This window comes from Desulfovibrio sp., from assembly GCF_035644575.1.
Classification (GTDB): domain Bacteria; phylum Desulfobacterota; class Desulfovibrionia; order Desulfovibrionales; family Desulfovibrionaceae; genus Desulfovibrio.
In genome coordinates, this window is sequence record NZ_DASQOG010000020.1 from 1 (window position 1) to 3651 (window position 3651).

The window sequence follows — 3651 nt, forward strand, 5'->3', positions numbered from 1 at the left end:
AGCATGCCGCCATAATTCAGCAGCGTCTGGCCTACGGCGGGGGCGAGCCTGTCGTGCCAGCTCACCCACACCACATGGCCCATGGTGCTCATGCGCACATCAATATTGCCCGGCAGGCGTGAGAGTAACTGCGATAAATGCGCCATGAATAAAATCCTTTATACAAAGGCTGCCATGTTGTAGCCTCAAACGAACGGCGTTGATCTAGCCAATAAAACCAAGGCGGCTTTTATGGACATTAACAAAACTCTTCAGGAACTCAAAGCCCGCCCCGGCTTCGCCGACCACGTGGGTATGATGCTGGTGCACAACGGTGTTGTGCGCGCATGGTCGCGCGGGGATCATGCCCCGGTTGCAGCCGTGCAAGTTTCGCACGACACTGCTAAAATGCACGCCATCTGCCGCGAGATGGAAAAACAGCCGGGAATTTTTGCCATCGTTGCCCAAGCCGAGGAAGGCCTTCTCAAACCGGGCGATGATCTGCTCTTTCTTGTGGTGGCGGGCGACATACGCGAGCACGTTAAAGCCACCTTTGCAGAACTGCTTGACCGTATCAAGGCCGAGGCCGTCATCAAGCAGGAAATTCATGATGCCTGACTCTTTTGCTTCTGTTTGCCTTATCGGCTGACTTGTAAAAAAGGCATGCCCAAAGCACGCCTTTTTTCATTGCTGATGCAGAGCGGTACAATCCCGCTGACCGAAAAACAAAAACCCCCGGCTGCCGCGACAACCGGGGGTTTTCACTAAGCTCTCAGGCAAAGCAGCTCTGCGCTTTGCAACAAAGGCTACACAACGCCATGTTCGCCGGGGCGCTCGTATTTTCCTTTTTGCTGCACAAGGGCAACATAAAAATCCGTATCGCCGAGTGCCAACAGCACCGCAGAAGACACGTAGATCGAAGAAAGCGTGCCCACGACCACACCAATAAGCACAGTCAACGCGAAATCATGGATAACGCCGCCGCCCACAAGGAACAGGGAAAGCGTTGCCAAAAAGGTCGTGCCGCTGGTGAGGATGGTGCGCGAAAGGGTCTGGTTAACGCTGCGGTTAATCAGCTCGGCCATGCTCAGGTCGGGTGCTGCACGCAGGTTTTCGCGCAGGCGGTCATAAACGATGATGGTATCATTGAGCGAGTAGCCAACCAGAGTCAGCAGGGCCGCCATAACGTTGAGGTCAACTTCAACCTTCATGAGCGAGAGCAGCCCCAGAGTGATGCCCACGTCATGCAGCAAGCCCACAACCGCGCCGAGCGCGAAGTTGAGCCGCAGCACAAAGCACACCACAAGGGTGATGGCAAGCGAGATCAGCACAAGCCAGCCCATGCCAAGCCCGGTAAGGCCGACAAGATAGGTACCGCCCCACAATGCCGCAGCCATGGCCGCGCCAGCCATCCAGCGTTGCTCAAACCGGCCAGAGATATACACGGCAATGAGCAAAACTGCGTAAAAAAGCGCGCTCAGTGCCTTGTTGGTCAAGTCTGCGCCAACCTTGGGGCCGACCACTTCCAGACGCTGAATTTCAGCCTTGTTGTCCGGAAAGGCAGCGGCCAGTGAATCCACAACAGCTGTACGAACCTGCGTTGCGTCACTGTTTTCCGAATTGGAAAAACGCAGCAGATAGTCCCTGTCGCCGTCGCCAAACTTCTGGGTGGTGATGCCCGGCAGTGCAGGAACCTCAATACTTTTCTTCAATGCTTCGTCTTTCACCGGCTGCTGAAACTGAATCTGAACAATAACGCCGCCCGCAAAGTCGATGCCCATCTTGAGGCCGTTGCCCCACATGGTGGAGATAATGCCCACCAGAATCAGCAAGGCCGAAATACCATATGCCCAATGGCGCAGGCCAATGAAATCAAACTTGGTGTCATGTCTGATAAATGCAAAACCCATAATTGCCTCCCGGCGCGCTAGAGCAGAGTAGCATTAAAATGTTTGTCTGCTCTGCGCGGATTTTGAAAAGAAAATCCGCGCCACGAAATGCTTGCAAGGCGAACTTGCTTCGCCGTTAAGCAAGTATTTCTAAGTGGAAATGCTCTAGATGCTGATGCCCTTGGGGCCGCAATGCCGCGCCCACTCCTCAAAGATAGCCCGCGATACAAAGATGGCCGTAAACATGGAGGCCACGATGCCCAGTCCCAGCGTTACGGCAAAGCCACGGATGGGGCCGGTGCCGAACTGGTACAGGATGACGGTCACAATGATGGACGTGAGGTTGGAGTCTGTAATGGAAATGGCCGCGCGGTCAAAACCTGCGCGCACTGCGGCAAGCGGCGTGAGGCCCAGCCGTATTTCCTCGCGTATGCGTTCGTAGATCAGCACGTTGGCGTCAACCGCCATACCGATAGTCAAAACGATACCTGCAATGCCCGGCAGCGTCAGGGTTGCGCCAAAAGCGCCCATGCCCGCCATGACAATAAGCATGGTAAAGCAGAGCATGACGTCGGCGATGAGGCCGCTCAAACCGTAGTAGATGCCGATGAACAGCACCACGCCAACAGCGCCAACCATGGCAGCGCGGATGCCGCTGTCGATGGCTTCCTGCCCCAGCGAGGGGCCGACCGTGCGTTCTTCAAGCACGGAAACAGGGGCGGGCAGCGAACCTGCGCGCAGCACAATGGCAAGATCCTGGGATTCGGCGGTGGTGAAGCTGCCCGAGATGCTGGCCCTGCCGCCGCCGATGCGCTCGCGGATGGAAGGTGCGGAATACACCTTGCCGTCAAGCACAATGGCCATGCGACGGCCCACATTTTCACCGGTGACGCGTTCAAAGATGCGCGCCCCGCGGGCATTGAAATTCAGGGTGACGTAGGACTGGTTCATGTTGTCAAAGGCGGGTCGGGCGTCCGACACGTCTTCGCCCGTGAGCATGGCGTCTTTTTCAACAGCGATGAGCGTTTCTTTCTGCTGCTGGCCGGGGTTCTTTTCCAGCATGGGCAGCGCGATCACGCCGGGGGGCAGCACGGCCTTGCCGGGGTCAACATCCTCGCGCACCAGATGGAACTCGAGGTGAGCAGTCTGGCCGATAACCTGCACAGCGCGGCGCGGGTCAGAAATACCCGGCAGCTGTACCTGAATGCGGTTGCCAGCCTGCTTGCGGATATCGGGTTCGGCCACGCCGAACTGGTCAATACGGTTACGGATGGTGCGCAGGGCCTGATCAAGCGAGAGGTCTTCAATGCGCTTGACTTCCGCCGCCGTAAAACGAGCCACATAGCGCAACTGTCCGGCTTCGCCCGCCTGGGGTTCGCCCACGCTCAACTGCGGAAAGTGACGGGCCAGCAGTTCGCGGAACTGGGGTTCGTTTTCCGCGCGCGGCAGCACGAATTCAAGAGCGGTACCACCCACCACGCGGGGGCGCAGCACAACAATCTTTTCATCTTCGGCCACGCGGCGCAAATCCTGACCGGTCAGGGCCAGCGAATTGCTCACGGCCTTGGCAACGTCAACGCCAAGCGTCAGATGGATGCCGCCCTTGAGGTCAAGGCCGAGATTGATTTTGCTCGACGGCAGAACGCGCTCAAGAGCTGTTCCCAGATAGGGAACGCTGGGGAGCGCGTAAACAAGGGACAACACAAAAACCATGATGGCTATGGACAAGCGCCAGAGCAGACCCATCGTTCACCTTCCACACAACAGATTAAGCTTTGCCGCA

The 3651-nt window shown here is 57.1% G+C and carries 3 protein-coding genes; 1 reads left to right on the forward strand and 2 read right to left on the reverse strand.

Annotated elements, in window-relative coordinates:
- Positions 1 to 231 precede the first annotated feature (231 nt).
- Complete coding sequence (locus VEZ52_RS00830; RefSeq protein ID WP_324835125.1) at positions 232 to 597, forward strand: molybdenum cofactor biosynthesis protein MoaE; 366 nt, start codon at positions 232 to 234, stop codon at positions 595 to 597.
- A gap of 188 nt (positions 598 to 785) precedes the next feature.
- Here VEZ52_RS00830 and secF read toward each other — a convergent pair whose 3' ends face one another.
- Together secF and secD are read right to left on the reverse strand one after the other, a co-directional pair.
- Entirely contained in the window at positions 786 to 1889 is a 1104-nt protein-coding gene (gene secF / locus VEZ52_RS00835) for a protein translocase subunit SecF (protein WP_324835126.1), read from the reverse strand.
- 144 nt (positions 1890 to 2033) lie between these two features.
- Positions 2034 to 3614: a protein translocase subunit SecD gene (secD, locus tag VEZ52_RS00840; RefSeq protein WP_323389955.1), complete on the reverse strand. Its 1581-nt coding sequence runs from the start codon at positions 3612 to 3614 to the stop codon at positions 2034 to 2036.
- Positions 3615 to 3651 lie beyond the last annotated feature (37 nt).